Genomic DNA, 22,161 nt, shown 5'->3' on the forward strand with positions numbered 1-22,161 from the left:
GATTTGTTCTGGTTGGAGGACTGCACGCCGGCGGAGAACCAGGACGCCTTCCGGCTGGTCCGCTCGCATACGACGACGCCGTTGGCGGTCGGTGAGGTGTTTAACACGGTTTTTGATTTCCAGACCCTGATCCGTGAGCAGCTGATTGATTATGTGCGGGCCGCGTCCACGCACTTCGGGGGGATTTCGCCTTTGAAGAAGGTCATGGACTATGCCGCGCAGTACCAGATTAAGTCCGGTTTCCATGGTCCCACCGATGTTTCCCCGGTCGGGTTGGCCGCGCAGACGCATCTGGGGCTGGCGATCCATAACTTCGGGATTCAGGAATACATGGAACACAGCGGGACGACGAATACCGTCTTTGAACAATCCATGACCTTCGCCGACGGGTACCTGCATCCGGGGGAGAAACCTGGACTCGGTGTTGAACTCAATGAAGAAGCCGCTGCGTCCTTCCCGTACCAGCAGGCGTACCTGCCCTACAACCGTCTGGCCGACGGCACGGTGCATGACTGGTGAAAGCGCTTACCCCGGTCCCGGTCCTCCACCCGACGGTCGTCATGATGGGTGTATCCGGCTGCGGGAAAACCACCATCGGCGCCCTCGTCGCTGCTGCCCTGGACACACCGTTCGTGGATGGGGATTCCCTGCACCCGGTGGACAACATCGCGAAGATGGCGTCCGGGTGGGGGAGCGAAATGGACCGCTTTAGCGTGGACCTCACCGCTGCGCCGCTCAACCTCGACGAGGACGCCGTCGCCTGGGTTGACGGCACCATCGAGTCGATGAGCCTGGAAGAGAAGATCCGGCAGCTGTTCATCAACCACAACCCACTGCCGGCCCCGCATTGTCGGACCCAACCTGCCGGCCCCGGAGAAGCCATAATGTAGACTGACACTCTAATGGACAGCAACTCTAGGGGCCGGCACCCGGGTTCGGACTGTGGAACTAACCACAGGTCCTCGAACTTGGCATATGCCGGCAGACCCCGCACTCGTGCCCATCGTTCTCCTACACTTTCCACGGCCACAGTTTCCGCGGTCGGCTGCGCTGCAGGCGCTTCCGACCGGCCTCCGCCCGCCACCTTCGGCAGCCAGCCGGACCACCGCCGGGGCGGGGTTAACCGCTGATGGAGTGGCTGCTCTTACTCGTCGGGCTCTTGCTGATCCTGGGCACCGGCTTCTTCGTCGCCGTCGAATTTTCCCTGCTGGCTCTGGATCAATCGACGGTGCAACGCGCCATTGACGGCGGAGATTCTGCTGCGGGCCCGCTGCTGCATTGCCTGAAATCACTCTCGACCCAGCTCTCCAGCTGTCAGCTGGGTATTACACTGACCACGCTCTTGACCGGGTTCGTCATGGAGCCATCGGTCGGTGCCCTGCTGAGCCGGCCGTTGACCGGTTTGGGGCTGGATCCGTCCGTGGTACAGCCCGTCGCGCTGGCTGCGGCGATGATTCTGGCCACCCTGCTGTCCATGCTGATCGGCGAACTGGTGCCGAAGAATATGGCGATCGCGCGCGCTTTTGAAATCGGCCGGGCCTTGGCGCGGCCCCAACTTGTCTTCACCACCATCTTCAAACCGGCCATCCTGCTGCTCAATGGCTTCTCTAATCGTGTGCTGCACCTGTTCGGGCTGGAGGCAAAAGAGGAGATTTCCGGAGCGCGCTCCCCGGCCGAGCTTGCTTCGCTGGTTCGACGTTCGGCTGACATGGGCACTCTTGACGTGCGGACCGCCAATTTTGTGGCCCGCACGCTGAAGTTTGCGGACCGGACGGCCGCGGATGTGATGACGCCGCGTATTCGGCTGGTCAGCATCGAAGCGGATCAGTCCGTGGCGGATATTGTCGAGGCTGCCCGGCGGACGGGACATTCCCGGTTCCCGGTGATTGGCGATTCCCCTGATGATGTCCGGGGGGTGGTGCATGTGAAGAAGGCCATCGCCGTGCCATCCGGCAGGCGCGCTCAACTGCAGGCCGGCGCCATCATGACTGATGTCCTGCGCGTTCCGGAGACCATTCATCTGGATGCGCTGCTGACCGAACTCCGGGAGGGGAACCTGCAACTGGCCGTGGTGCTGGATGAATACGGCGGAACGGCCGGAGTCACGACCTTGGAGGACCTGGTGGAGGAAATTGTCGGCGAGGTCTCCGATGAACATGACCGGACCAAGCCGGGTGTGCTGCAAAGTGCGGCCGGAGAATGGTTCTTCCCCGGGCTGATGCGTCCCGACGAGGTTTCTGAGCAGGTGCCCGGACTGACCGTGCCGGACGAATCGAGCTATGAAACGGTGGGCGGGTTTGTGATGGCGGCGCTGGGCAGGATCCCGCTCGTGGGCGATCTTGTCGATGTGGGCGGCGGGCAACTGGAAGTGGAACGGATGGACCGGCGCAGGATTGACCGGATCCGCTTCATCCCCACTGCGTTTTCCGAAGGTACTCCGGAATCCGCCGGCGGCGCCCAGCTGCCCGGTCGTGATGTGCCCGGTCGTGATGTGCCCGGTCGTGATGTGCCCGGTCGTGATGTGCCCAGTAGAGATGTGCCCAGTCGGGGAGGGGCCCGATGAGTGACTGGTCCGGCATTCTCTGGCTGGTGGTGCTGCTTGCGGGTAATGCTTTTTTTGTTGGCGCTGAATTCGCCATCATGTCCGCACGCCGCAGCCAGATTGAGCCGCGCGCGGAGGCGGGGTCTGTCCGTGCCAAGACCACTCTGGCGGCGATGGAGAACGTTTCCCTGATGCTGGCGTGCTCACAACTGGGGATCACCGTCTGCTCGCTGCTGATTCTCAATGTTTCGGAGCCGGCGATTCACCACTTACTGGCGGGCCCGTTGTCCGCGGTGGGTATCTCCGATGACATTGCCGCTCCGGCAACCTTTGTGCTGGCATTGCTGGTGGTCACCTTTTTGCACGTTACGTTCGGCGAGATGATCCCGAAAAACATTTCCGTTTCGACGGCGGACAAGGCGGCCCTGCTGCTGGCGCCACCGCTGGTGTTCATCGGAAAGCTGGTGAAACCGGTGATCTTTTCGCTGAACTGGCTGGCGAACCATATTGTGCGGCTGTTCCGGATCGAGCCCAAGGATGAGGTCACCTCAAGCTTTACCTTGGAGGAAGTCCAGTCGATTGTGCAGGAGTCCACGCGCAGCGGTCTGGTGGATGACCAGACCGGGCTGATTAACGGTGCCCTGGAATTTTCGGCCCAAACGGCGGGCAGAATCATGGTCCTGCGCGATGCTTTGGTCACGCTGCAGACGGCGGCGACGCCGGTGGACTTTGAGCGTGCGGTCCGCCGCACCGGGTTCTCCCGATTTGTGCTGGCGGACGATTCGGGGAATCTAACCGGCTACATGCACGTAAAGGACGTCATTTCGATCCCGCAGGAAAGCTATCAGCTGCCCTTTGCGGAGAGCCGGGTGCGCTCGCTGGTCAATATTGGAATGGACGATGAGATCGAGGATGCGCTGGCGACGATGCAACGCACCGGGTCGCATCTGGCCCGCGTCATTTCCCCCGACGGCGGCACTCGAGGCGTCCTGTTCCTCGAGGACGTGATCGAAGAACTGGTCGGTGAAATCCGCGACGCCACCCAGGCCACCGGGCTGCGCCGGTTGGGTGGGCAGGGTACCGGCGAGGACTAACGGCACCATCCTTGATGCGAATCGTTCCTATTTGCGTTATGCTGAAGCGAGCTTATTCGTAATTATTCTCATCAAGCAGGAAGTGAAGGCCATCCTAGTGCGCCGTCTTATTGGTATCTGTGCTGCGGGGGCAGCAGCAGCGGTGTTGCTGGCGGGCTGCGGTAACGGTGCGGCAACGTCCCCAGCAGAACCGGCGACGACGGCGGCGGGCAAGATCCGGGTGGTCACCTCCACCGACGTTTACGCCAGCATCGTGGAAAGCATTGGCGCAAACCGCGTCCAGGTCAGCTCCCTGATCAATAAACCAAGTCAGGATCCGCACTCCTACGAGGCCACGGCCCAAGACAAACTCGCCATTTCCAAGGCCCAGCTCGGCGTGGAAAACGGCGGCGGCTATGACGGTTTCTTCGACCAGCTTGCCGGCGGCGGAACCTTGGCGGAAGAGAGGATCCTCAACGCCACGGATATTTCCGGGCTGCGGACCGAGGCCAATAAGGACGATTTCAATGAGCACGTCTGGTACAGCCTGCCCACGGCCGTTAGAGTAGCCGATGCAGTGGCCACGCGGCTTGCTGAGCTGGACCCGGAGGCAGCCGGCATTTTCAAGGACAACGCCGCAGCCTTCAAGAATTCTGCAGCGCGGATAAGCGAAATGCTCGCCGGTCTGAAGGCCGGGCACACCGGCCAGGAAATTGCGGTCACCGAGCCGGTCCCGCTGTACCTGATTCAAGAGGCAGGCCTGGTGAACAAGACCCCGGCGGCCTACAGTCATGCCATTGAAGATGGGCAGGATGTCCCGCCGGCAGTACTGCAGGAAACCATCGAACTGGTGGGTAGCCAAAATACCCGGTTCCTGGCCTATAACGACCAGACAGAAGGACCGCAGACGCAAGTGCTGAAGAAGGCCGCCGTCACAGCCGGAATCCCGGTGCTCAACTTCAGTGAAACGTTACCCGCCGGACAGGACTACCTGACGTGGATGGCCGCCAATGCCGACAGCATTAAGAAGGCCATCAGCCAATGAGCTCTCTTTCTTCGGCACGGTCCGCGGCTCCGGCTCTCTCCTCACGGTCGGCTGTCCCTGCCGCCTCGGCCCCGGCGGTAGTGAACCTCGCGGACGCCAGCCTGGGCTTTGGCGAACGTCTGCTGTGGGATGGACTGGACCTGCAGATTATGGCGGGGGAGTTCTTCGCCGTGCTCGGGCCCAACGGCAGTGGAAAGACCAGCTTCCTGAAAGTGCTGCTGGGACTGCAGGCCCTGACCCGCGGAAGTGTTCGGGTGGGCGGGGAGGCGGCGCGCCGGGGAAGCCGCCACATTGGCTACATTCCGCAGCAAAAGGGCTTCGCAGCAGATACTCCGCTGCGCGCCCGTGATCTTGTCGGTCTTGGGGTGGACGGACACCGCTGGGGAGTGCGGTTAGGCGTGCGCAGGCACCGGCGCCGCGTCGATGAACTCTTGGACCGGGTTGGTGCGGCCGACTATGCCAACGTCCCCGTCGGGCTCCTGTCCGGCGGCGAGCAGCAGCGCCTTCGAGTTGCCCAAGCGCTGGCTACGGATCCGCAGGTTTTGCTCTGCGACGAGGCCTTGCTCTCCCTCGACCTGCATCATCAGCAAGCCGTCAGCAGGCTCATTAGCGACCAATCTCGGCACAACGGCAGCGCGGTGGTCTTTGTTACCCACGAAATCAACCCGATTATTGAGTATGTGGACCGCGTGCTGTACCTGGCCGGCGGTAAGTTCCGGATTGGCGCCCCGGAAGAGGTCATGACCACCGACGTGCTCTCCGACCTCTATGGCACCCACGTCGAGGTGCTGCACACCAACGGAAGAATCGTCGTCGTCGGACTGCCCGACGCCACGACCCACGGGCACGCAGCGGAAGGGCACTGATGACTTTCCAGGACTTCATGGATGCGGTCTTGAACTTTCAGAATTACGGTGAACTCCTGCCGCTGTTTCGTGACTCCATTCTGGCCGGTGCCATCCTGGGGCTGGTGGGCGGGCTGATCGGCACCTTTGTGATGATGCGTGATCTGGCGTTCGCCGTGCACGGTATTGCCGAACTGTCCTTTGCCGGTGCCGCCTTTGCCTTGTTGGTGGGCGCGGACGTGATTCTGGGATCCTTGGTCGGCTCGGTGCTGGCTGCGCTGGTGCTCGGTATCATGGGCGTGCGGGCGCGGGACAGGAACTCTGTAATCGGTGTGATCATGCCGTTTGGCCTGGGTCTGGGGATTCTGTTCCTGGCGCTGTACCAAGGCCGTGCGGCGAACAAATTCGGGCTCTTGACCGGTCAGATAGTCGCGGTTGATTCAACAGCGCTGTCCATGCTGGCCGGTGCCGCCGTCGTCGTTATTGCCGGCCTGCTCATCATCTGGCGGCCGCTTACCTTCGCCAGCGCGGATCCGGAAATCGCCTCCGCCCGCGGGGTACCGGTCCGCACGCTGTCCTTGGTGTTCATGTTCCTGCTGGGCATTTCCGTGGCGCTGTCCATTCAGGTGGTCGGTGCGCTGCTGGTGCTGGCGCTGCTGATCACCCCCGCTGCGGCGGCGTTGCAGGTAACGTCCTCGCCCAAGCTCGTGGTGCTGCTGAGCATCGGATTCGCCATGCTGTCCACCGTGGGCGGGATCCTGCTGGCGCTCGGCGGCCGCATCCCGGTCAGCCCTTACATCACCACGCTGTCATTCTTGGTCTATGTCAGCTGCCGCGGCATCGGCGCCTACCGGCGCAGGCGCGGCCGCAGCGGGCGGATTGTGCGCGTAAAGGCAACGGAACCTATTACGGTCAGTGAACTTTCCGCGCTGTAGTTATTTGGCCTGGTGAGCTATTACAGTCCAGCGACGAGCTGGACACTGCCGTCATTTGGATGCTTCGATCAGTTCCCAGCGGCTTTGGTGGAGCACTCGGGGCAGAGGCCGACGATCTCCACGGTGTGCTGGACCTCGGTGAAACCATGCGCAGCAGCCGTTTTGGCCGCCCAGCTCTCCACTTCGGGCGCCTCAATCTCCACAGCTTTTCCGCACGTGCGGCACAGCAGGTGATGGTGGTGCGCAGCCACCGAACAGCGACGGTAAACCGCCTCACCCTCGGCATTGCGCAGGACATCAACCAAACCGTCCTCCGCCATGGACTGCAGGATCCGGTACACCGTCGCCAGCGCCACTGACGACCCATCGCTTTGCAGGCTCCGGTGCAGCTCTTGAGTACTGACAAAGTCATCCAGCTGATCCAGCGCGGAACCGACCGCCACGCGTTGCTTCGTGATGCGCTGTTCCCTGCTGGGACGCGGCAGCTGCTTGCCGGCACTGGTTTGCGACGTTCTTGCCTCGGACATTACTGCTGCTCGCTTCCTTGCGTGGGTCAGCCGCCCCGCTAGTCCAGATTATCAGTGCACGGCCATGCAGCTCCTGGCCCTTCGCCAATGTTCTTAATGCGTACCTTGGTACACACGCAAGCACGGACGTAGGCTGGTGGCATGAAGCTGACAAAGTACACACACGCCTGTGTCCGGTTGGAAAAAGACGGCCACGTTCTGGTGATCGACCCCGGAATCTTCTCCGAAACAGACGCCGCTCTAGCGGACGCCAGCGCAATTCTCATCACTCATGAGCACGCGGATCACCTTGACTCCGACGCGGTTGCGGCGGCGATGAGGGGAAACTCGGAATTGGTGCTCCATGCTCCCGCGGGCGTTGCAAAGGAGCTGCGAAAGAAGGAACCTACAGCCGCAGACCGGGTGAAGGACGTTGAACCAGATTCGGACTTCTCAGCGGCGGGCTTCGCGATTCGCACCTTTGGCAGTCAGCACGCGCTGATCCACCCGCTGGTTCCAATCGTCGCCAACATTGGTTTTTTGGTGGACGAAAATGTCTACCACCCGGGGGATTCCTTCACAGTGCCCGACGGCGTCCAAGTACAGACGCTGCTCGTCCCCATCCACGCGCCGTGGTCCAAGACCGCCGAAGTCATTGACTTCGTCATCTCCGTCAGGGCACCGAAGGCCTTCCAGATTCACGATGCCCTGCTTAACGAGCAAGGACTGAGTTTCTCCGAGGGACATGTGGCAAAGGTCGGAGCCAAATACGGCACTGAGTTCCGTCACCTCGCCCCGGGCGAAAGCGTCCAGCTCTGAGAAACTGAGTCATAAAGCGGGGGAGTCAGACGTTGGCGACTATGAACCGTGTCTCCCGCCGGCTCCTCCGTCGGCGTCTCAACACGCCCCCGGAAGCCACGGCCACCACTTCCAGGGAAACATCCCCGCGGCTTCCTCAATCCCTGAACCGATGACAAAACCTGCCACTGCCGAGCGTGGCACATCGTCCAGCCGGCGGCATTAGCGTCGTGCAGGAAAATGATCGTTTCAGCCGCTGCCGGGATCGTGCCGGTCCCGGAGTCGAACGTGAGCATCTTCATCGTCACCGCCACTTCTCGCCGCGCGTCATCACGAAGCGCTTCCAGACGTAATCCCAAGAGGTGACGGCGGCAATTATGAGAACGAAGGAGCGACTGAGAAGCATGGTCGTGGTGGCCGTGTCCAAGGGCTGGTGGCAAACGGGATGAGCTCTCAGGTCATGGGAAAGGAGCAAGCGCAATTCTTGTCTTCACGGGGGAAGAGCGCCGGGGTGCGCGACCTTCAGGCCCTCGCCGAGGAGGCACGATTGTTCACTGAGACCGGTTATGCTGACGAAGCGGGCAGGAATCCGTGTTCAGGAGTCTAAACTCTTGCCGTTGACGGAACACTCACACATATTTCTGACGCGGAGATTCGACCGCCACGGCGGTAGGCGCATCCCATACATGAGCCTGCGATCAACCACGCGCTGCTGCGAACCGGCAACGGGTGGACGCTGTCGCCGTCGTTCGATGTGAACACCAGTGCAGCGGCCACTCGGCAGGGGGAAGTCGGGGTTCCTGAACACACGCGTGGAGGCAAGACAGTGCGCGGACACTACCGCAAGCGTCGAAATTGACCGCGAGCTGCGGAAAAGTACTCGCCAGGTGGCAGAGGTGATGGCAGCCCTGGCCACACTACAGGGCCAGGAAGGAGGCCGAGAGCTGCCCGTCTCCGTTCGCGCCCCCGTCAACACGGCGACAGTCGAGGGCCTCAATGCCCTGATCATGAACATCGAACGGAAATCAGTTAACCGGCCGTCGCTGACCGGAGTACGCCACGAAACCCGAAGTGCCACTTTGAGCGCGCCGTGGACGGCACGCTGTTAATAGTTCTGGTCGCCGGATTAAGTCCCCCCGCGGCCGGAACCATTGACAGAGATCCGCAAACTGAATGCTATTTGGAGCTCTTCTCCACGAACAGGCACTCCGCGGGCCGGTGGTTGCTGGACGACTGGCTGGCAACTTGCCCCCCGTCGATCGTGACGGTGCAGGAGATCTCGCCGGTGGCGCCGGAGGCATATTTGCCCAGCACCAGGACCTTAGTGAAGGAGGCGTCGGCGGGCAGCGTGAGTTCTTGGTCGAAAGGCAGCTTTACATCCCGCATGTCTCCGCCGTTTTCCTTGCCGTCGGCTGTCACTACGAGGGTCTTCACGAGTGCATTGGCCTGGGCGCCCTCAACATGCAGGCTCACCAAGCGTCCCACTGGTACCGTCGACGGAGTGGGGTCCGTGTTTGGGGCGGTTGTGTCGTCAGTGGTGGCCTCCGCGGATAACGGCTTTTGGGCCGGCGAAACGGCGCTGAGTGATTCGGCGGGGGCAGCGGTTTCAGCCGCGGAGCACCCGGCCAGCGACAAGCCCAGCACTGCCATCGTGATGCCGGAAAAGGCACTCAGTGCGGACTTTCCGACGGGTGTTATCGTACTGTTCATACAGCCATACTTGCCCACGGGCCGATGGAACGAAAATTGGACATTGGGGCGCACTGTCTGTACCCGGCAGCCAACGCAGACCCGCCGCACGTCACCGCGATGCCGGCAGTAAAGTCGCCGCAACTACCGTGGGTATTCGCATCCGTCGTCGCCACTACGGGCGCGGGTCTGACTTTTGCTGGATCGATACGGCCGGCTCGTCCGCTGGCTCGTAGTGCCTTCCGAGTAGGCTGAACTTTCCGTGTGCTGTACGCGAATGCGAGATGGGCCAGCCGACCATGACGACGGTGGCTGAAGTGATGGCTGATCTCGAAACGACTAGCGAAAGCATCCACTATTCTGCGGAGCATCAACTAGCGGACGCCGTCGTGCGGCGTATCGTCCAGTCACGGCGAGCTGAGATTGACGCAAAAGCCCGTTAGGCAATTTTTGCTTTGCTCTCGGGCCCGCACCTGTTGCTACCTCCGCGGCCCTTGACAGCCGATCAGGTTGGGCTCTGTTCACCACGGAGCCGGCTTGCGTTTCGCGTACAACGGGCCACATCCAGCCGGCAAAGCCATAAACGCCCGCCGTTCACTGGATGGACCGAGCCTCTCGGGGTCATTCGTCGATCTTTAGCCCGCGCGGGTGCCGACGATCTGGGCGAGAAGTGATCGGCGATTGTGCGTCTGCGACTTTGCGAAGATGGACTTGAGGTGATCCTGCACGGTTAACTCGGACAGGAACATCCGCTGGGCAATCAGTTTCGTGTCGCTCCCGTCTGCGAGCATGGCCAGAAGTTCTGCCTCGCGCGCGCTCATACCGTGGGCCAGGGCGAAGACCTCAAGACGTTCCTCGGGCGAGCTCGCTTCAAGCGACACTGCGATCTGCGAACCCATTCTCGCGGCACGAACGGTGATCCACGTGCCATCGGTGAGATGCACACGAGCGCGGGCCTCATGTGAATCGACCTTTTGTTCGACCGCAAGTAGCTGAGCGGCCGCGTTATAAACGCTCGCCGGCACCGGCGGGAAATCACTGGCAGCCGGCAAGAGCGTGCGAAGCCATTCTTCCGCCGCACCGGTCTGGCTGACCACCTCGAGGTTCTCACTCAGAACAAGTACGACGGGTCCGCTGTCGCGGCGACGGGCCGGCGGCACTGTCGAAAAGGTGACCGACTGGCACACACGAAGCCCACGCGTCAGCACCGGCGTGAGCTGCCGAAGAATCGTAAGCTCATCGCCATCGAACGCGTTCGGGGCGCCCCTGCGCCATAGGTCGAGAAACCCCCAGCAGCCGTAACGATCGGCCATGACTATCGATGCGACGTCCTTCACCCCGTAGTCGTGGAGAACTTCCCTCCAGAGAAGGCTCTTCGCCAGATCTGCGCCCGTCGCCTCGACAAGGGAGGCAACCTGCACCCTGCGCGCAATCAAATCACTCCATCGATTAACTGCTGTCAGGTACTTGAACTTAATCAGGGAAGGCAGCTGATCGAACGCCGGTACATCCGCATGCGGGTCGGAACCGACGGTGGTCACCGGATCAGTGAGCAGCCACACGTGCGCGTCAAAGCCGACCGCACGATGCAGTTCGCGTAGTACGTCGGTGCGAAACTTCCTGGCATCCGAAGCCGCCCCGCTGAGGGACTTGATCCGCTCAAGAACGTTAGCGCGTGTAAGCTCTCTGGCCATGTCTCGACAGTACGCTCAACGAAACCCGGCTCGCCCGTTGAGATTGCGGCCGCTCACCGTTGAAAACATCCCAGAGAGCTGGGATGTTTTCTGTCCGCGACCACACTTACGCTCAGAGAACACCCACTAGAGAAAGTAAGGATCATGCCTATTCTTCGGATTGAACATCCCACTGAAGATTTTGCCACATGGAAGGCCGCGTTTGACCGGGACCCGGCAGGCCGAGGCAAAGCAGGAGTACAGCAATACTCCATCTACCAGCCCGTCGACAACCCGCGTTATGTGTTGATCGATCTGGAATTCGAGACGGTTACCCAAGCAGAACGGCTGCTGGACACCATGAAACTCATCTGGAGCTCCGGTGCCGCCGGACCCGCGCTCGGCGGTGAGCCGCGAACGCAGATTCTTGAGACCAAGGAAGTCACACAAATCCTGGAGTGACGCCCGACAACCGTATGGCGCGGGATTCCTTCATCGTGCCCGACGGCGTCAAAGTACAGAGGAGCGCCGCGCACCCGCGACATCTTTGAATGAGAGCGGCTCGTCTTTGAGCTCCGCGCACAGGCAGGCCCGGACGCCCGGGCTGATCGGCCCGACCCTGCCCTTTCCTGCACGACACGGGCTTTGTCAGCCAGGACGGGCACCACTTCCGTAGACTCGATGAGGATTCCAGATGTCTCCTTTGGGGGACATGCCCGCCACAGGAAGAGCCATCGATGAAGATTGTCGTCCTAGTAAAAGTGGTCCCCGACACGTACGGGGACAGAAAACTGAACCTCGAAACAGGCCTCGCCGACAGAGAAGCCAGCGAGGCAGTCGTTGATGAAATTGGTGAGCGAGCCTTGGAACTGGCACTGTCATACGCCGACGCGAACGAGGGCACGGAGGTCGTCCTCCTCACACTGGCTCCAGAGGGTGCCACGGCGACGATACGCAAGGGGCTTGCGATGGGCGCGGGGAGCGCTATCCACGTCTCGGACCAGGGGCTTCGGGGAGCTGATCTTGGGCTGACGGCCGGAACCCTCGCTGCAGCGATCCGTCGACTTGAGTTTGACCTTGTGATCACCGGCAACATCTCCACCGATGGATCCGGCGGCATGATTCCCGCGATGCTTGCGGAATTGCTCGACGTACCGCATGCTACCGGTCTCAGCTCGGTAGAAATCAGCGACGGCGTGGTTTCCGGCTCCAGGCCGGTTGAATCCGGCGTACAGCAGGTATCAGCGAACCTGCCCGCGGTGATCTCCATTACCGAGGCGCTTCCCAGCGGGCGCTTCCCGAACTTCAAGGGAATCATGGCCGCAAAGAAGAAGCCCCTTGAGGTGCTTACCCTCTCAGACCTAGGGATCATCGCCGACGATCCGGAAGCGGCAAGTTCGATCATGCTCACGGTTACAGAGAAGCCCCCGCGTGCGGCGGGCGTAAAGATCATTGACGAGGGTGATGCTGGCGAAAAGCTTGCTGACTTCCTGGTAGAGAACCGACTGGCGTAAGGAGCAACGACATGACTGAATTCCCTCGCGATGCAATCCTGGTTGTCGTAGAAGTCCAAGGCTCCGGTGGGCTCGAGCAGGCTGCGGCAGGACTCCTCGGTGCCGCCGCTGCCGTTGGCACGCCGGTTGCCCTGGTACTAACCCCACCCGGCGCAGGGAGCGCCGCCGCCGCGGAGGCCGCTGTCCTTGGTGCCGCGCGCGTACTTATCGTAGAGACTACCGATCCTTCCGTCCTCGGCGTGCCGAGCGTTGACGCGCTCTTCGCTGCTGTGGAGCGGGTCCGGCCAGACGCGATCCTGATTTCACATTCTTTGGATGGGCGCGACCTTGCTGGTCGTTACGCTGCTCGGTCGCGTGCAGCGGTTTGTGCCGATGCAGTCGGGGTGGCACGTGATGAAGAGGGCGTCGTGGCACACCACTCCGTCTACGGCGGTGCCTACAACGTCACGTCGGCATCCACGTTTGGGGCACCGGTGATAACCGTTCGTCAGGGCTCCATCGAAGCGCGTGCCACGGCTCAGCCCGAGGAGTCAGAGACCCTGGCAGTGACGCCCTCCGAAAAGCCGGCTGCACGGATCGACTCCTTCGAGGAGGAAGTCGGCGCCTCTTCGCGGCCGGAACTGCGTGGTGCCGCGAAGGTCGTCGCGGGTGGCCGAGGCTTCGGGTCCCAGGAACAGTTCGCACTTGTTGGACAGCTCGCCGATACACTCGGCGCTGCCGTTGGTGCCTCCCGTGCCGCGGTGGATGCGGGCTACGTCCCGCAGTCGCATCAGGTCGGCCAGACTGGGGTTTCCGTGTCATCACAGTTGTACGTCGCGCTAGGCATTTCGGGTGCGATCCAGCACCGGGCCGGCATGCAGACCTCGAAGATGATTGTCGCCGTTAATAAGGATAGCGACGCACCGATCTTTGAGATTGCTGACTTTGGTGTGGTCGGCGATCTCTTCAAGGTTGTGCCCCAGCTGATCAGCGCACTCCAGGCGCGGAAGAAGCAGTGATGGTACCTCTATCTCCATCGGTTCGGCGGGGCCTGCCGCGCGTCGAGGGCGGTGACCCCTGGCCTGCAGCAGGCCAGGCACCCGCACACATTGCCGCGGACGAAGCGCGTATCCCGTCGGCGGCTGCTTCCAGGGTGGGACCGGTAGCTGCCGGGCCGCCCTCCACGCCCGCTGCGCCAACCGCTGCTGCTGCTTCCGCCCCTGCTGCCAGTCAGGAGACGGTACCCGCCGCGGCGGCGTCCGCGCCCACTGTGAACGAAAGCCTCAGGCTGACGACGCAGCTTCGCCGGGGCCTGCCCCGCATGCCGGGCGGAGAGCCCTGGCCGCCAGCGGGTGAGGTTTTGGGATCAGTGGCTCTGCTGGAATCCCTAGCCACAGCAGGAACACCCACCCCAAATTCAAGTGTTCCTGCGCAATCCGCGCCGGCAACGACGCTACCTGCGGCGGCTCCAACCACCGCACCCGCTGCGGCTGGTCCAACGACGGCACCTGCGGCGGCTCCAATGACGCCACCCACCACACAGACAATGGGAAGCGTCCCGCTTCGCCGCGGGCTTCCCCGTACCGCCGGCGGCGAACCATGGCCACCGGAAGGATTAGCGCCCACGGTTGTGCCAGCGTCTCTTGCCCAGGCAGCCACCGAAGCTGTTGCTGAGGCACCTTCTGCGGTGACGGCCGAAGCTGCGGCGACGGCTTTTGCCGCTTCTGAAGCACCGGCTGTGGTGAGTCAAGCACCTACGGTGCGTGCCGCCGTCGTGCCCCCAGCACTGGCTCCTGCCAAAGTGGTTGCCCCAAACAAGCCGGCGAAGGCCACAGCCGAGGGGAAGCTCTACCGTTCGCGGACCGTGACGCAGTGGACCAAGTTCGTTGCGCTGCTCGCGGTCGGTGCTGTCGCTGCAGCAGGGATTCTTGTGCTCGCCGCGCGCGGCGTGACGACGCTGCCGGGCGTGCCGGAGTTCCTCCAGCGGTACCCAGGAACGTATCAGCTGCCCGATACGACGCAGTCCGGCTTCCCATGGTGGGCGCAGTGGGCACATTTCTTGAACATCTTTCTGATCGTGCTTATTATCCGCTCCGGCTATCAGGTGCGCACTGAGCAGAAGCCGCCGGCGTTTTGGACGCCGAAGCGCGGTGGCAAGAAAATCAGCATCAATCTATGGCTGCACCAGTTGCTGGACGTTCTGTGGTTGGTCACTGGATTCATCTTTGTGGTGCTGTTGTTCGCTTCCGGTCATTGGATACGAATCGTACCGACCAGTTGGGAGGCGGTTCCGAACGCGCTCTCCGCGCTCCTGCAGTACATGACGCTGGACTGGCCCGTGGAGAGCGGGTGGGTGAACTACAACAGCCTGCAGCAGATCATGTACTTCCTCGTGGTCTTCATTGCGGCCCCGCTCGCAGCGATCACGGGTGTGCGCATGAGCGAGTTCTGGCCGAAAAATGCGAAGAGGCTGAACAAGATCTACCCGGTGGAGATCGCGCGCGCGATTCATTTCCCGACGATGGTGTTCTTCGTGCTGTTTATTCTCGTCCACGTGTTCCTGGTGTTCGCCACCGGTGCGCTGCGAAACCTGAACCACATGTTCGGCGGCACCGACGTGGTGAACTGGGTTGGGTTCTGGCTCTTCGCGGCCGCAATGGCTATCACGATTGCTGGGTGGTACGCCGCCCGTCCGCTCCTGCTCGCGCCAATCGCGAAGCAGTTCGGGCAGGTGAGCAGCCGCTAGGCGGAGCCGACTGCACGGGGGAGGACCATGACCACGCGGAGCCAGGCGCTGGGACGCGAGAGAGTTATTGCGTGGTTTCGTACCCGTTGGCTCTGGTCCGCCGCTACATCTAGTTTCCGGAAGAGCGCGGGCCAATGGAGTCCATCGATATGCCATGATTTGCGGTTGGTTTATGTTCAAAAACCTGAGTAAAACGTGAATAAAACGTGACGGGGCCGTGCCGTGTGGCGCCGAATGGTCTGTTTGGCGGCTGTTTGCAGGTTCGCCTGCCAGGTTGATGGCATGCCGCCGGTTGTCGAGGGCGGGACGTCGTATGCCAACAAACCTTGTTTTCGAGGGCTCCGGTTCGTCCCTGCGGCAAGCTCCCCGCCTTGGGCGGGAAATCTGATTCGCGGTGACATTTTTCATGGCGACAAGAAGCATGGATATCAATGAACCGGACGGGGAGCAACTTCCGGTTGGCCCTCGATTTGGCTCTCCTGCGGGCTTGGAAGTGCATCAATTTCGCGAGTCAAACTGGGAACAAGTAGAAAGTTGGTGCGCACAAAGAATCGCAACCCGAGCACTGGGCGGCGGGTCCAATAATTTGTCGGAAGGACAGGCTTGATATAGCCCTTAAACCGCCGCGCATCCAACATAACTATCGGCGGATCGAGGGTCAGCCGGCCCGGGTGAAGACACCGAGCCCGTTCGGCTCCTGCCCAGCCGCCGGAAACTTGTTGAAGTAGGTCAGGGTGACCCTGGTGATTTGCTCGCCCTCGCGGACGAAGACCGCCGAGGAGAGTGAACCGGGGAGCGCGTTCTCACCGGTGGGCACGAAGGACAGCGTGTCACCGTTCCACGGAGCGATCTCGAACGTGTAACCGCCCTCGGGGCCGAGCGCGCCGGTGAGGGTACCGTTCTCCTCGGTCACGACGAGGTTGCCGAAGTAAGGACTCGTGTATGTGCCGACGTAGTCGCCGGCCGGGCCCGCTGCCGCGGCACCTGTAGGGGGCTCCTGGCCGACGAGGTCGCCCGCCGGGTCGGAATAGTGCGCGAAGACGGTGGGCATCACGTCCAACCAGGGTCGCGTCTCCGCACCGAACTGAACCAGGTCGACGAACTCCGAAACGATCGCCTCCGGAACTCCCGACGGCGCTCCGTTAGTGAGCACGACGATCCCGAGGTTCAGATCGGGGATCATCGTGGCGTTGGTGGCGGAGCCCCACCCGAATGCGCCGGAGTGGCTGATGTTGACGCGGCCGGTCACGGTGGCACCGACGTTCGTGCCGAAGCCGTAGTGCGATGTGCGCGATGTCAGGTTCCTGGCATCGCCGCCGGTGATCGAATGGGCGGAATAGGTCTTTGCGAGCACGAGCGGGTCGATGAATTCAGCGCCGTCGACCTCGCCGTTGGCCAGCACCACACTCATCCACTTCGCAATGTCGCCGGCAGTGGATGCGACACCGCCGGCAGGAGCCTCGGCATCAGCGTCACGGTCGAAGAGCTGCTCGTACTGACCTTCTCCGGTACGCGCGTGCATCGCCGCGCGATCATCTGCGGCGAGGTATTCGTCGTGGACGGTGGTCGTCGAAGTCATGCCGAGCGGCCCGAACAGGAGTTCGTGCGCGGTCTGCGCCCACGTTTGCCCGCGCGACGCCGCGACCGCCTCGCTGCCCACCGTCAGTCCGAAGTTGGAGTACTGGTATGTGTCGCGGAACGACGCCAGAGGAATCTGGTTCATGTGGGCCATGATGTAGTCGACATCGAAGCCGATGTCTTCGAGGTCATCGCCGCCACCGGTTGGAATGCCGGTGCGGTGCGAGAAGAAGTCGGCGATCTTTCCATGCTCGGTCACGTATGGATCGTTCAGCGCGAAGTCGGGGAGGTATTTGACGACCGGATCCTCCCAGGACAGATCGGCGTCTTCGGTGATCGCTTTGGCCACAACGCTCGACGAGAGGGGCTTGGACAAAGACGCGATCTGAAACACGGTGTTGACGTCTACGGGTTCCTTCGTCGTCAGGTCCCGCACACCGTGTCCCTCTTCGAACACGACCTTACCGTTCGAGACGACCGCGACTCCCGCGCCGGGCACTCCTGTCTGCTTGAGCGCCTTTTCGATGAACCGGGGAAGTGCATCGACGGCTGCGGCCACTGCCGTGTCACGATCCGTGTAGAGATCGACGACGTCCTGGTTGGGCGCGTCGCCGACTGTGACAGCGAGCCCGCCCGCGGACGACGGTTCCGCGGTCTTACCCGCGTTGCACTCCGTTATTCCCAGCGTGAATGCTGCCACCGTCGAAACGGCGGCAACGCGTACGATGCCCTTGTTCGTGCTGCTCATGCTGTTCATGTCGCTGCCTCCCGTTGACTATCTGTTACCGGATCCATGGCTTCCTACGCGCGCATACGAAGCCATGGACTCCGGTCCCCGAGATAATTGTGCGTGGACAGAAGCGGACAAAACAACCTCCGCTTCCGGACATGGCCTCTAGAGGGCGTCCGGATGCGGTCACACGCGCCATAATGGTGTCCACACACGTTCCGGAGGTGGACATGGAAGATAGGGAACTGCTCGAACTGATCTACCGCAGCCGCCCTAAGACGGTGGCGGAGCTCGCCACTACCGCGCACGCGGATGAGGGCGAGGCCGCCGATGCCGTTGTGCGTCTCGCGCGGGCAGGTGCGATCTCGGTGCGCGATGGCGCGATCGCGTCCGCGACGCCGGCGATATGGACGGCCGACGTCGTCGAACGCGAAGTGCGTGCGATGCGGCAGACGGCGGACGAGGCCGCCTCGCGAATCGAGGAACTTGTTGCAGACTTACCGGCTCTGCTGCGTCACTGGGCTGTGGGCGAATCATCCGGTGATCTCGTTCCCGTTTTCGTGCGACACGGGCCGCAGGCGGCAGAAGACCTCTGGTACGACATAGCGCGGGAGGAGAGCGACACCGCCTGGGCCGTGCTTCCCGATCTCGGACGCTACCTGCAGACCGATCCCGCGCGCGCCAGCCGTTTCGCGGAAATGTTCACCGGCAAGCGATCGGTGCGCGCCCTTCTCCCGCGTTCGATGGCAGAGGACGCCCGGCTCGTCGCGATCGCCAAGCGCTACGCGGCCATCGGGGTGGAGTTCCGCCTTCTCGACGACCTTCCGAGTTGGTTTTGGATCGACGGCGGGGTGCTCGCATTGCCGATCGAATGGGGCGAGGGGTGGCCGGCCAGCGTGGTCGGTGTCCGTAGCGCGTCCCTCGCCGAGATGGGCCGAAGCCTGTTCCGCGAGCTCTGGCGTCGCGGCGAGCCGATCGGTGGTGTGGAGCCGCCGTGGGCGCCGCTTCTTGTGCTGATGAAGCAGGGCGTCACTCTCGACGCGGCATCTCGCAGGCTCGGGATCAACCCGCGAACGGGTCGGCGTCGCATTGCAGCGGCAATGGAGCAGTACGGCGTGTCGACATTGTTCGCCTTGGGTGTGGCGTGGGCCGCAGACGGGAAGCCCACCGCCCGCTGAGCGGTGGTGTCATCATGCCTGTGCCCGTAACGACCACTCCCTCGTTTGCGCCGACGCTCATCGCACCGTCGCGCGGCCGCGCGCACCAACGACGGGCACACGGCTGCCGGATGAACGTGCAAGACTCCGAGCGTCTCTCGGGATCGCTAGAGAGCGGTGGGTACGTCCTCACCGCCGGCAGGCTGTACGGAACACTGGGACATCTGAAGCCATGCAAAGACGTGCATGACGGCGGCTGTGTGACGCAGATGGACAAGCAGGCCGACCTCGAAATCCTCGAAGCTCTGGAGACTGAAAATGTGTCTTTGGGAGGTTCCTCTTGCGGGAAGGGAAAGCAGTCGCCCCGGAACGGATCTGCCGTAGTCCGTCTGTGTGTGGTGTTTGAGGGCATCGTGGCCGGATTGCGAGAGTTGGAAGGCCGTGTTTGCTGGGCATTCCAGTCTGGCAAATTCTCGACGGAAGTCCTCAGTTAGCCTCGCCGCTCAGTGCCGCGGGGGCGCCGATGGAGGGGTGCTCGTTCTGCCCGCCGATTGAAAAACGTGCCGACAACCGGAAGCTGAATTGCCCCTCCATTGGCCAAAAACGTGAGTAACTTTTCGTTCAAAAACGTGAGTAGAACGTGGTTTGGCCCCTCTTCGCACGCGGACAGTTATCTTGGTCTTGAATGATTTTGCACTTATTGCACAAATAGTTACTGCCGCCGCTTTGATTTTTGCTGTTTTTCAAATCGTTGGTGATCGAACTCAAAGGCTTCGCGAATTTGAAAATTTGTGAGTTCAACGTTACTGGCAGATACTCGACGTAATGTCACCTTCGTTGTACGAGGAAGGGGTTCAGTCTCGTGAATCACCTTCGGATCGTCGTGCATGCCTCAGCTATATGAGGTTGTGCGAGGACGAGCTCGATATGAGGCGAACCGGCTCGATAACGGACAATACCTGGATGATTTGGAGCGAAGGTATAGGGCTTCAAATGGGAATGACTGCATATGCTGAATTATTGGCGGAATCAAAGCCGCATGATTTAGTCAAATTGAAGGAATTTTTAAAAGAGTCTAATAATCCGCTCACCTGGTCGTAGCCGAAGAAGTGGTGGTCCGGGTTAATTTAAAATAGTAACTCTCGATAATGGCTAATTCTCGCGCTTTTGTTTCGTTTTGGCTTTTGGCGGTGCCGTGGTCAGGTGTCTCATAAATGAGCATTGCTGCAATACTGAACGCGACGTCCTAAAAAATTGACGATATTCCATGCGACAATGGGTTCTGGGCGATGTCTGTTTTTGCCACAACATCGACTTCAATCTCGTTGACCGATTTGCCTGCGGCGTTTTTCCAGCTGTCACGGCCGTTAACGCTTCCGCCGACCAGTATGGCGGCTGCCTGGCTCGGACTTGAAAACAAGTGATCCTGGACCATGATCAGTTGCTCGTCCCGAAGTTCAGCAATTCCTCGTTCGACAAGGGATTGCCGGCCACGGATGATCGACTTCGGGGCAGAGGGGCGAGGACGTGAATTCCCGACTGAGCCAGCAAGCACCACAAGCCCCTCCGAAGTAGGGTCCGCTTCAGCGCGGCACCCAGACTGTCGAAGGTAGAGCCGTTCAGCTTCAACTTCGTAGGGGGAATCTTGGGTGTGTTTTCGGATTGATTCAAGTGCAGGGTAACCGAGGGTAGCGGTCAGTACAGAGATGGTCTCCAGATACTCATTGCAGTCGGCTTCCAACGGCGCTGGCGTGTAACGATTGGAAGCCGCATTGCCGTTCAGTAAAGGGTATCGAGCGGCTTGGACGGCACGAGAAATGGCTTCCCACTCCATGAATCCCACATGTGTATCCGTCCACGTATTTGTCAAAGAAACAGCCACGATGGCCCGTTCCCAAAAATCCTTGCCGGCAACGTGTTGCTTCAGCCTGCCACCGACGTTTCCGCTTTGCCCGATGTAACAGGAGACGCCATCTTCCGAATCGCCACCAAATAGGAAATAAAGTCCCACCTGCGACGCTTCGGACATCGAAAGGAAGCCACCAAGCAAGGACCGGGGGACATCGAAGACGCGAACTGTTCGTGTAGTGATTTCTGCCATGCGGATACCTGAGGGGTCACCGTGAGGTAGAAAGATTTGGATTGTTTGGGGACGTGAAGTGGTCTGCATTCGGGTTCTCCTCCGGAAGAAGACTGCATACAAGATCAAACTTACCGCCAGAACAGACTGAAGCTGGGACAGCCTCGGAATTGCATGGGTCACCATGCTCCTCGAAGTCATCGAACAGCTCTAATAGGCCCAAGAACGATGAATTTTTCGGGTCTGAGAACCAGTGCCTGATGTCGATGATACTTGTCATGCGGCGATACCATGACGTGCGGCGACTGCTGGAAGACGGCGTGCCGCTAAACAGCAATCTCTTGGAAAGGCAGCAGCGAGGCGTCCCACCCAACCGGGGATTCAAGGAACGGTGTATTTGGAACGAATGGTTGATCGCGGGCGCGTCTCTCCCGCCCGCCTACGTTAAAGGCCATGATGTGCCTCGATGCTGGAGACTGCCAATGTGCTTCGAAGAAACCAACATGCAGCCGAAAGGAGGGGTCCGCCCAGCTGAAAAGGGGGAGTGATTTCTGACGAAAATTTTGCTGAATTGGGGGAGTAAAGGGGGAGTTGGGTCGTTTTGGCCCTAAACGGCTCTAACCTGCGGAACATAACCGCGGGTCAGAGCCACTATTTGGTGCCGCGGGCGGGAATTGAACCCACAACCAAGAGAAACTCAGGACTCTCATGCCAACTGTTGCCATTCAACGCCGAAAACCGTCAATTTCCGTGGATCTTCAGACCAGTGGAGTTCATCGATATGCCATGATCTGTGGTTGGTTTTCGTTCAAAACGTGAGTAAAACGTGACGAGGTCCTGCAGCGTGGCGCCGGATCTGCTGTTTGATGGTCGTTTGCAGGTTCATGGACACGGGGGACGGCATGTCGTTGGTTGTGAATGGAGGGCCGTCACTGTTCAACAATTGCAGTGGTTTGAGGCGTGGTCTCGGCACCCCAGTCGTGTGGCCACTATTGGCCGGGAAACGTGCTTTTTGCTGACTCTTTGCTGGGGGCGTGGAACACCATCCATCCAAATTGGGCGGCCATTTGCCTCCGGTTGGCCGACCTGGACAGCCCAAATTGGGATCAATTTCATGCGCCAAAATGCGAACAATTCAACGGCGTATAGGTGGCAGTCCAGAGAGGAACCGCGGGGTTTTTAGGGAGGGAAGGGGGTGACGATGGTGACGAATCATTGGTGGGAGTTATTAAATGCTGAGGGCCCCGCAACTCCTGGCCGCGGGACCCTCA

General features: G+C 61.1%; 18 protein-coding genes and 1 pseudogene. 14 read left to right on the top strand and 5 right to left on the bottom strand.

What is annotated here, in order from left to right; genetic code table 11:
• From IV500_RS17820 to IV500_RS17850, 7 genes and pseudogenes are all read left to right on the top strand, one after another.
• The coding region (locus IV500_RS17820) for an enolase C-terminal domain-like protein (RefSeq protein ID WP_281064072.1) at positions 1-519 on the top strand (519 nt) is incomplete at its 5' end.
• A 41-nt stretch (positions 520-560) separates the two neighbouring features.
• Positions 561-830 (top strand): annotated as a pseudogene (locus tag IV500_RS17825) (shikimate kinase); the annotation flags it as partial.
• A gap of 299 nt (positions 831-1,129) precedes the next feature.
• Positions 1,130-2,563 carry a hemolysin family protein gene (locus IV500_RS17830; RefSeq protein ID WP_196398168.1) on the top strand — a complete coding sequence of 478 codons (1,434 nt, stop codon included), beginning with the start codon at positions 1,130-1,132 and terminating at the stop codon, positions 2,561-2,563.
• The gene (locus tag IV500_RS17835; RefSeq protein ID WP_196398169.1) at positions 2,560-3,636 is read left to right on the top strand and encodes a hemolysin family protein; all 1,077 of its coding nucleotides are present in this window, start codon (positions 2,560-2,562) and stop codon (positions 3,634-3,636) included. Before IV500_RS17830 ends, IV500_RS17835 begins: the two co-directional genes overlap by 4 nt.
• Before the next feature lie 97 nt (positions 3,637-3,733).
• Positions 3,734-4,660 carry a metal ABC transporter solute-binding protein, Zn/Mn family gene (locus IV500_RS17840; RefSeq protein ID WP_196398170.1) on the top strand — a complete coding sequence of 309 codons (927 nt, stop codon included), beginning with the start codon at positions 3,734-3,736 and terminating at the stop codon, positions 4,658-4,660.
• 80 nt (positions 4,661-4,740) lie between these two features.
• Positions 4,741-5,526 (top strand): metal ABC transporter ATP-binding protein, encoded by a 786-nt coding sequence (locus tag IV500_RS17845; RefSeq protein ID WP_312875983.1) that lies wholly within the window; start codon positions 4,741-4,743, stop codon positions 5,524-5,526.
• Positions 5,526-6,440: a metal ABC transporter permease gene (locus tag IV500_RS17850; RefSeq protein WP_196398172.1), complete on the top strand. Its 915-nt coding sequence runs from the start codon at positions 5,526-5,528 to the stop codon at positions 6,438-6,440. Before IV500_RS17845 ends, IV500_RS17850 begins: the two co-directional genes overlap by 1 nt.
• A gap of 68 nt (positions 6,441-6,508) precedes the next feature.
• Here IV500_RS17850 and IV500_RS17855 read toward each other — a convergent pair whose 3' ends face one another.
• Positions 6,509-6,967: a Fur family transcriptional regulator gene (locus tag IV500_RS17855; RefSeq protein WP_196398173.1), complete on the bottom strand. Its 459-nt coding sequence runs from the start codon at positions 6,965-6,967 to the stop codon at positions 6,509-6,511.
• 141 nt (positions 6,968-7,108) lie between these two features.
• Between IV500_RS17855 and IV500_RS17860 the strand changes: the two genes are divergently transcribed.
• Positions 7,109-7,765 (top strand): MBL fold metallo-hydrolase, encoded by a 657-nt coding sequence (locus IV500_RS17860; RefSeq protein ID WP_196398174.1) that lies wholly within the window; start codon positions 7,109-7,111, stop codon positions 7,763-7,765.
• An 875-nt stretch (positions 7,766-8,640) separates the two neighbouring features.
• Complete coding sequence (locus IV500_RS17865) at positions 8,641-8,853, top strand: hypothetical protein (RefSeq protein ID WP_196398175.1); 213 nt, start codon at positions 8,641-8,643, stop codon at positions 8,851-8,853.
• 67 nt (positions 8,854-8,920) lie between these two features.
• On the opposite strand, the gene IV500_RS17870 is transcribed toward IV500_RS17865, so the two are convergent.
• Together IV500_RS17870 and IV500_RS17875 are read right to left on the bottom strand one after the other, a co-directional pair.
• A complete protein-coding gene (locus IV500_RS17870; RefSeq protein ID WP_196398176.1) occupies positions 8,921-9,454 on the bottom strand; it encodes a hypothetical protein in 534 nt (177 codons plus the stop codon).
• 614 nt (positions 9,455-10,068) lie between these two features.
• Positions 10,069-11,127 carry a helix-turn-helix domain-containing protein gene (locus IV500_RS17875; RefSeq protein WP_196398177.1) on the bottom strand — a complete coding sequence of 353 codons (1,059 nt, stop codon included), beginning with the start codon at positions 11,125-11,127 and terminating at the stop codon, positions 10,069-10,071.
• A 144-nt stretch (positions 11,128-11,271) separates the two neighbouring features.
• Between IV500_RS17875 and IV500_RS17880 the strand changes: the two genes are divergently transcribed.
• The 4 genes from IV500_RS17880 (at position 11,272) to IV500_RS17895 (ending at position 15,345) form a co-directional block, all read left to right on the top strand.
• Positions 11,272-11,568, top strand: a complete 297-nt coding sequence (locus IV500_RS17880; protein ID WP_196398178.1) for a hypothetical protein — start codon at positions 11,272-11,274, stop codon at positions 11,566-11,568.
• 275 nt (positions 11,569-11,843) lie between these two features.
• Complete coding sequence (locus IV500_RS17885; RefSeq protein ID WP_196398179.1) at positions 11,844-12,620, top strand: electron transfer flavoprotein subunit beta/FixA family protein; 777 nt, start codon at positions 11,844-11,846, stop codon at positions 12,618-12,620.
• Between the two features lie 11 nt (positions 12,621-12,631).
• Positions 12,632-13,618 (top strand): electron transfer flavoprotein subunit alpha/FixB family protein, encoded by a 987-nt coding sequence (locus IV500_RS17890; protein ID WP_196398180.1) that lies wholly within the window; start codon positions 12,632-12,634, stop codon positions 13,616-13,618.
• Between the two features lie 668 nt (positions 13,619-14,286).
• Positions 14,287-15,345 carry a cytochrome b/b6 domain-containing protein gene (locus IV500_RS17895; RefSeq protein WP_312875979.1) on the top strand — a complete coding sequence of 353 codons (1,059 nt, stop codon included), beginning with the start codon at positions 14,287-14,289 and terminating at the stop codon, positions 15,343-15,345.
• A gap of 658 nt (positions 15,346-16,003) precedes the next feature.
• Here the strand turns inward: IV500_RS17895 and IV500_RS17900 are convergent.
• The gene (locus IV500_RS17900; protein ID WP_196398182.1) at positions 16,004-17,671 is read right to left on the bottom strand and encodes a serine hydrolase; all 1,668 of its coding nucleotides are present in this window, start codon (positions 17,669-17,671) and stop codon (positions 16,004-16,006) included.
• A 206-nt stretch (positions 17,672-17,877) separates the two neighbouring features.
• Between IV500_RS17900 and IV500_RS17905 the strand changes: the two genes are divergently transcribed.
• Positions 17,878-18,831 (top strand): hypothetical protein, encoded by a 954-nt coding sequence (locus tag IV500_RS17905; protein WP_196398183.1) that lies wholly within the window; start codon positions 17,878-17,880, stop codon positions 18,829-18,831.
• Positions 18,832-20,056: 1,225 nt separating this feature from the next.
• On the opposite strand, the gene IV500_RS17915 is transcribed toward IV500_RS17905, so the two are convergent.
• A complete protein-coding gene (locus IV500_RS17915) occupies positions 20,057-20,980 on the bottom strand; it encodes a GIY-YIG nuclease family protein (RefSeq protein ID WP_196398185.1) in 924 nt (307 codons plus the stop codon).
• Positions 20,981-22,161: the final 1,181 nt, after the last annotated feature.

It is taken from the genome of Arthrobacter terrae, assembly GCF_015708085.1.
In the GTDB taxonomy this organism is placed as follows: domain Bacteria; phylum Actinomycetota; class Actinomycetes; order Actinomycetales; family Micrococcaceae; genus Arthrobacter_M; species Arthrobacter_M terrae.

Coding starts and splice junctions, on each gene's coding strand:
- IV500_RS17860 (WP_196398174.1), top strand. CDS start 7,109: ATGAAGCTGACAAAGTACACACACGCCTGTGTCCGGTTGGAAAAAGAC.
- IV500_RS17885 (WP_196398179.1), top strand. CDS start 11,844: ATGAAGATTGTCGTCCTAGTAAAAGTGGTCCCCGACACGTACGGGGAC.
- IV500_RS17915 (WP_196398185.1), bottom strand. CDS start 20,980: ATGCAGACCACTTCACGTCCCCAAACAATCCAAATCTTTCTACCTCAC.
- IV500_RS17900 (WP_196398182.1), bottom strand. CDS start 17,671: ATGAGCAGCACGAACAAGGGCATCGTACGCGTTGCCGCCGTTTCGACG.
- IV500_RS17870 (WP_196398176.1), bottom strand. CDS start 9,454: ATGAACAGTACGATAACACCCGTCGGAAAGTCCGCACTGAGTGCCTTT.
- IV500_RS17875 (WP_196398177.1), bottom strand. CDS start 11,127: ATGGCCAGAGAGCTTACACGCGCTAACGTTCTTGAGCGGATCAAGTCC.
- IV500_RS17880 (WP_196398178.1), top strand. CDS start 11,272: ATGCCTATTCTTCGGATTGAACATCCCACTGAAGATTTTGCCACATGG.
- IV500_RS17855 (WP_196398173.1), bottom strand. CDS start 6,967: ATGTCCGAGGCAAGAACGTCGCAAACCAGTGCCGGCAAGCAGCTGCCG.
- IV500_RS17830 (WP_196398168.1), top strand. CDS start 1,130: ATGGAGTGGCTGCTCTTACTCGTCGGGCTCTTGCTGATCCTGGGCACC.
- IV500_RS17835 (WP_196398169.1), top strand. CDS start 2,560: ATGAGTGACTGGTCCGGCATTCTCTGGCTGGTGGTGCTGCTTGCGGGT.
- IV500_RS17850 (WP_196398172.1), top strand. CDS start 5,526: ATGACTTTCCAGGACTTCATGGATGCGGTCTTGAACTTTCAGAATTAC.
- IV500_RS17890 (WP_196398180.1), top strand. CDS start 12,632: ATGACTGAATTCCCTCGCGATGCAATCCTGGTTGTCGTAGAAGTCCAA.